Genomic DNA, 5,674 nt, shown 5'->3' on the forward strand with positions numbered 1-5,674 from the left:
TTGATATAATTGTGTCAAATCCCACCAGTTAGAGTTCGCGTGTTGAAAATTAGCTTCTACCATTCTTGATATAATTGTGTCAAATCCCACCAGTTAGAGTTCGCGTGTTGAAAATTAGCTTCTACCATTCTTGATATAATTGGTTCTTCTATCTCATACTCTGCTTTTCTGTTGAAAATTAGCTTCTACCATTCTTGATATAATTGAGGACTAATAAGGGGACGGCACAAACACGTTGAAAATTAGCTTCTACCATTCTTGATATAATTGGTATATCGTCAAGAATGGTAGAATTTCAACTATTATAAAGCTTTTTACGATTAAAAAAGCATAGCGATATCTGGGGTTTCTTCTTTCTTTTCTTGCCTGGCATTGTAATAACGTTGCGCAGATGACCATTGATGATCACTTACATGTAAAATGCGTATAGATCCACGCGGCGGAAGATTATCCTTAATTATTTTTACTGAAGTTCTATTTCCTGTTTGAGTGGGACTATAACGAATATATACAGAAAATTGCACCATTGCATATCCCATATCAAGCAGCATATTGCGAAATACAGTTGCAGCATGACGCTCTACTTTTGTTTTCACTGGTAAATCAAACATTACTAAACACCACATGCCACCACTGTCCTCATCGACTTTCATAATTCACTCCTTACGAATTGTGGTACTTGAAATTCTTCCACGTCTTTTTCCACATAAATACCATATGATTGAGCTAAATCAGATAAGGCACTAGGAATCGTATGTCCAGAACCATTAAACTGTTGATTAACACTGTCGATTAAATACTTTTTAACTGCTTTATCATTTGGAGTATCTGAGAACGATAATTTTGAAACAGCATAATCAACAGCTGGTCTAAATGGTTCAATTATGTCATCTGCTAAGCAGAAATAATTGGTACCATTATGATGATTCATACCCATTGTTGAATTAAGGCCAGCAGATAGAACTGCACGAATGGAGAAACCACGCAACACCATGTAAGCATAGTCAAGTAAAGCATTCCTATCTTGGCCAGACCCTGGTTTACGATGAAAATCTTCTTCCTTTGGAAAAATACGTTTCCAATATTCACGAGCAGCTTGGCCTTCCCTATTCGTTATATCTCCAGAACGAACAGTATTAGATAGTCCTCGTAATAATCCACCTCCCTCTTTATTTAATAAATCGAGGCAAGCTGCTTGTCCACGTATTTTCGCGCGAACAATCTGAGCCCACGCTGCTTTTCTTCGAGGAACACTCATTGTTGCCTGAGACAATTGACGAACTGTAATTCTCGTAGGAACATTGGTCCACGAATGCATAGCACTGATAGGAACACACCGCCAATCACAGGTCATTACGCAAGTACCATATTCAGCACACTGATGAAGTAGACCTGCAGAACAATTACAATGCAGACCAATAAGTAATATTGCCGTTTCTGCTAGCGGAATTTCAACTTTCTGCTCTAATGCGTGATCACACACTAAAATCCTACCGCGAATATACCGTAATTCACCTTGTAAATTAGTGCAATCAATCACACGCCAAGCATTCTGCATAATTCCTCTATTCTCTATTCTCTATTTTCTCCAGTATCCCAACGCCAAGAAATAGGTAAATGCGAATGCGATGTCCAACGCACTTCACCTAACGCATTACGTCGAATAGTTGCTGTGTTATACTTGGCCAACACATTAACCGAAACACGCCAACCTTTACCAACTAGAATCTCATTAATAGATTTTTCATAAGAAGAATAATCAAAGTTATTGCGCTTGCAATTCGAATACAACTTGTCAATTCCTTCAGAAGAAATCATCGATGGTTTAAGTATCAAAGTTGTTTTATCGTCCGTACCCACAACCACCCAATGGTTATATGCTGCACAATTTGCTCCTATCTTGTTTAGGAATTCTACAAATGTACCTATATTTTCTGATAATTTAGCATGACTAAAATCAACGATAATCTCATCGCCAGGCACAAGATATCCGAGATAATTAGCATTATCTGTTTGCACAGCATGAGCGACTTTCGTATCAGCATATCTCATTGAGATAGATTGCTCAGGCAAATCACACGAGAATAAATCTTCATGAATATGTCTGTGCAAATCATTTTGAAATACACGAATCATTCCATAAGATTTTTTAATTTTCCCACTTTTTAACTTTTCAGAGCATTCATAAATACGTAGATGGTGGGTAGAATTACCAATCTTTGCAGAACCTTCTCGTACGAAAAGCTGCACTGCTTGTGCTTTGAAAAAAGTAATCGAATCATCAGCATTTAGCTTCTTATTATGCAACAGGATAGTTCTATTTGGATTTTTAGGAAGACCATTTTTTACATCATAATCAGGATTCCTTGTCAAAGCACAATAAAGTGCAGGAGTAGAAGCACGTCGGATTGTTTCACTGTCGATTTCATCACCGACATGCAACTTCAATAATGCATTTACCTCATATTGGTGAACAGAAGAATTACTGTATCTCAAACGAATAGAATTAACCACAGCAATACGATCAGCTCTCATTTCTTCATTAAGAAGTTCCAATAACACATTCATATGAACAGACCAATTAGCATATTGCTGATATCCTTGATCATTAGCCGTTGGATATTCTCTCCAATCAATACCACCAGGAACCACTTTATTGCCTTGCAATAACTGTGTTTCACGCAGATTGCATTTAATTGCAAGTATTTGAGCTATTCCTGGAGTCATCATTGCAATTACTGATGCATCAACTGCATGGTGGCGTCTATCAAAACGAGTTTTTCTTCTACCATCAAAGAACTCCAGTTTTCCGTCAATTCCAGACATTTTTCTTGCTATAGCAGTAAGAGACCCAGCATAAACTCCAACATTTGTTTGAGCTTTATTACTTATATCGGAAATACCATTGTTTGTTTGATAATTCTGCGAATTATAATACCAATCAATTCTACGATGCAATTCGTTTGCCATCCATGCAACCGATTCAATAGAACGATTATCGAACGCTTCATCACCAACCTTTTGCTTCAATCGAGCTATAACTTCTTTTTTGAATTGGCTAGCACCGCGTTTGTCGTATGAGTTAGGAGGGAAAATAAAAGCACGAACCCTATTAATAGCAGAATCTACACTAATATCATGATTCTTACAATATGTAGATTGCTCGCACCAAGTTGCAAAAGGAGTATTACACTTTTGCGCGTTACACGATGAGCAAGTAGCAACTAAATTCTCACGAGTATTCGTAGAACCTGGCCCCTTACGCGGAACAATATGGTCTAGCTCACAAGTATGATAAGTAATCTCCGAGCCACAATACAAACATTGACCATTCTGACGTTGAACAGCCTCATAACGGCGTATATCTGCATCTGAAATGGAATCATTCGTGCCCAAATGCAAAGAATTCCGCATCATTGCTTTAAGATTTTCTTTACCTTTGGTTCGTTTATCTAATAATTCCTTATATGAATTCGCCATTTTTTTAGATTTGAATCCAGAACGAACATGTTCAATATTAATACGTTCAGGATTACCCCAACGATTTTTAGCACTTATAAGGAATCGATGCACAATTTTCAATACTCGATCAACTGAAGGATTACCTGTTGGTTCTGCAATAGGAGCTTCAGCTGGATGCCAATTATTTGGTAAATTAAATAACTTTTTACGCGCTTCAAATAAATCATCATCAGTTTCAAGCATTTGTTTATTGAGCTTATCTAATGTTTCCAAACTATAAGCAGCACGACCATCAGGTAATGAAATATTTTCCAATGCCGCAATTTCTGTTTCATCCATTGAATCAATAAACGCTATTGCTGAACCGTATTTATCTTGATATTCAGGATTATCATGAATTGATTCTATGTCTACAGTGTTGCTCAATATCTCAATAAGAGCTTCTTTATCTTCTTGCGTACGATTAGCAGATAACCACCATTTCTTTAAAGATTCATCCTTCGCATAAATAATAGATAACTCACTATTCAACATTGGCGGACGATTACCAACAGATTCTCCATCTCCTATTTGTGATCCTACTCCACGCAACTTATAGCGTTCAATTCCTAGGCAATCAGCTACATCAATCCAAGTATATAATGGCGCTTCAGAGCCTTTCTCTTTTGAAGACTCATAAGTCGAAGTTGTTAATAATTTATAAACACTTTGCTTTTCTTCTATTGTTAAACAACGTTCTTTTGAATTTTCTCTTATGCGAAGATTAGAAATAGTAGATATGATTCGATATTTCTGAAACGCTAACGATGCCTTTAGTGCACGCTTACCCTTTCCTGTTATAGCATCCTTGCCAACACGATTTTCTGCAGAACCACGCGGAGATTTCGCATAAAAAACAGCATTAATAATCTGCTCTCTAACATACTTGTCATCAATATGTTGCACATTGAAAATATTAAGAATCTCAAGCATGCTGTCACTTTGCATTAGCTTACGTGGTAAAACAGGATCTAATGAGTTTGGATGATCTTCCTTTTTATCGTCTGTAGTTATACGTAAACGACGTGAGGGTTTACCTTGTTGTGATAAAAGATAATCGCGTACTAATTGCGCAGGGGTACAACCTTCACAACCTACTCCTGGCGCAAACTTTTCAATATTTTTTAGCAACTCATCGTAAAATTCAGAATACTCAGTCTCTTGCATCATTGACTTTATTGACTGATAAGGATTGCGCCAACCACGATGTCGAGCAATATGACGAATTGCAACACTTAACATTTGTTTACGTTGTTCTTCATCCGCAATATATTCATCAGCAAGTTTTGCACGAAAAATCCATGGAATAAACGAATCAGAAAAATCTAAATCCTTGTTTTCAACAACAGGCCAACCCAATGAATGCAATAGAAAATCAAGTTTCCGCAAACGACGTCTGCGCTGACGATATAATCTGCGCACACGCCGAGCAACACCAGAAATTGCTTTACGAGTATCAGATTCTTTTGCCCCATTTGGATCAATACCAGCATCATGAATAACACTCATAGCTTTAAGTATTCTTATAGGTTCCCCGTAACCATCCAAGCGAATTGCAGCAAGACCTACTGAATTTAAACCGACGTCAATGCCGATAGCATAAGAAATATTGCCTTCCATATATAAAATCATAATCAATTATTTATATAAATAAAATAAATATCTATAGATTTTCGCGTAATAAATATCTATAACATAGCATGAGCTTAATCACAAGAATGCCGCACTAACGACATTGCTAGAAATGTGGATTTGTTCTACGATGCGTTCGATGTTAAAGAAGGCGACGAGATGTGGCTCGACCCTGCTGAGCGCACACATTTTGGTAAGTCGCAAAACGCGCGTGATTGTAGCGCGTAGATAACGCATAAATAACGCGTAAATAATTTACTTATTGTAAAGAAACATAATGGGAATGCTACATTAGTAACATTCCATTGTGAATATATGGGGTTATAGGCCAAAAAGTGTGTAAGTAATAAGCTCATAGCCCTTACGACAGTAGGGCTAATAGTATATCGAATGTTGACTATTTCTTTAGGCTCTTGTGCATCGAAGCAAGAATGTATGAATATTTAAAACAATTCTGCTTGAGTGTTACTTTCTCAGTTCGTTAACTGAATTTTTAACAGTATTTTGCGTTTTACCGTTACTTTCTCAGTTCGTTAACTGA

3 protein-coding genes and 1 pseudogene are annotated in these 5,674 nt (G+C 37.0%); 1 reads left to right on the plus strand and 3 read right to left on the minus strand.

Annotated features, from left to right (window positions below; genetic code table 11):
• Positions 1–320 precede the first annotated feature (320 nt).
• From cas2 to cas9, 3 genes are read right to left on the minus strand one after another with little or no spacing between them, the layout of a single operon-like run.
• Positions 321–653: a CRISPR-associated endonuclease Cas2 gene (gene cas2, locus ACNEUN_RS06145; protein WP_463631545.1), complete on the minus strand. Its 333-nt coding sequence runs from the start codon at positions 651–653 to the stop codon at positions 321–323.
• The gene (cas1, locus tag ACNEUN_RS06150) at positions 650–1,558 is read right to left on the minus strand and encodes a type II CRISPR-associated endonuclease Cas1 (protein WP_463631547.1); all 909 of its coding nucleotides are present in this window, start codon (positions 1,556–1,558) and stop codon (positions 650–652) included. Before cas1 ends, cas2 begins: the two co-directional genes overlap by 4 nt.
• Positions 1,559–1,572: 14 nt before the next feature.
• A complete protein-coding gene (gene cas9 / locus ACNEUN_RS06155; protein WP_463631549.1) occupies positions 1,573–5,121 on the minus strand; it encodes a type II CRISPR RNA-guided endonuclease Cas9 in 3,549 nt (1,182 codons plus the stop codon).
• A 96-nt stretch (positions 5,122–5,217) separates the two neighbouring features.
• Here cas9 and ACNEUN_RS06160 point away from each other — a divergent pair.
• Positions 5,218–5,361: pseudogene (locus tag ACNEUN_RS06160) on the plus strand (M13-type metalloendopeptidase); the annotation flags it as partial.
• Positions 5,362–5,674 lie beyond the last annotated feature (313 nt).

Source organism: Gardnerella sp. C0684A1 (assembly GCF_055326835.1).